This is a genomic window from Acinetobacter defluvii (assembly GCF_001704615.3).
GTDB lineage: Bacteria > Pseudomonadota > Gammaproteobacteria > Pseudomonadales > Moraxellaceae > Acinetobacter > Acinetobacter defluvii.
In genome coordinates, this window is record NZ_CP029395.2 from 1 (window position 1) to 1,381 (window position 1,381).

Genomic DNA, 1,381 nt, shown 5'->3' on the forward strand with positions numbered 1-1,381 from the left:
AATTAAGAACGAAAGAGGGATTTATTTTAATCTGAGAGCCGTTATAATAATTTCACAGCACGGAGATTTATCTTGAATCTTATGTCGATTGTTGAGATCACATAACTTTCGTTATTAATTCTGCCAGGAATTAATAACCGTGCATCGAATATAAAACGAAACCCGATCATATTCAATATGGTCGGGTTTTTATTTTTCGCTTGCTAAGGTTCTGATTAATTCCCCAGGGGGGAAATAATCGGAAAGCAAGGGGGAAATAATAAAGCCGAAGTCGGTTATAAAATCTCCACCATGTAGAGTAGAGTCCACTATTAAATAAGTGGACATAGCAAAAAATATAGGGGGAGGAGGCGCACAAGTGCCTGCCTCTCTCCCCCTCTCCAGTACCATAAATATAAAATAGTTCGCGCCCATGCGGGACGCTCTGAAATTAAGGTGATTGATGGATAGGAAGCTTGTAATCAGGGAAAAAGAAGTTTTGAAGCAATTTTCACGCAGTCGTGGGCAACTCCGCCCACTCGGTTACTACTGGAAGCACTCCATTGATTCAATGGCTAAGTGCGCCCTTAATTTTGATTAGATAAAAAAAAAGCCCCCGCAATAGGCTTTTCAGTACCTTTCTGTGTCGAACACTCAAAAGGATTTTGTGTCAGCGTTGTGTGACCAGAGCAAATAAAAACTTCATCCCGCAATGATGGCTGTTAAGCAAAAGTTTCTACTCAATGCCAAGATATGATTTAGCACTGATGTAAGCATTATTCAGGTCAACTATGTATTGTGTCAATACTTCATAATCTTCAAAGTGTTGTTTAGCGAGATCCATAGCTTTCTGATAGTCCATTTCAAGAAATTCAGGATAATTTCTAATGTAAGTTTCAACATACCAATCTAAATGTTTTTCATCTAAAAACTTGTTTTTTTCATTTTGAAGTATTTGATTTAAATCTAAATTTTTCATAAAAAGCCTAAGTAGTGAATTATCATTATGGTGAGAGTTGGAGAAGATCAGGAAATACTCACCCTAGAGCCTTGTCATGTCCGTTCATGGAACGGCAGACAATGCTCTAGGAGTATTACCCGAACGAGTCAAAGCATCACTACGGAGCCGAGCCATCGTTTCACAGGAGCGCATCAGTGTGTAAACCTGCGCTTGTTTTGGTTAGGGCTTACATCACCCCCTGAACACGTCCAAAACCGCCTATAAACGCTTTTAAATGATCACCGCAAGGGATTACCCCAATATACTCACGATCAGCGTTTTATGACTACTCATGCCGTTGTCTGCTTTGTTCAGATACCCCAGTAACAGACTTAATCAATTTTGCGCTGGCGTCACCAAGCCTTCCACCCACAAAAAGGACGGAAATTAACTATCTGAAGC

General features: G+C 39.9%; 1 protein-coding gene. It reads right to left on the reverse strand.

All coding sequences use genetic code 11. The features are described 5' to 3' along the window. Positions 1-715: 715 nt before the first annotated feature. Positions 716-958, reverse strand: coding sequence for a hypothetical protein (locus tag DJ533_RS00625; RefSeq protein ID WP_065995611.1), 243 nt, complete (start codon positions 956-958; stop codon positions 716-718). Between the last annotated feature and the right edge of the window lie 423 nt (positions 959-1,381).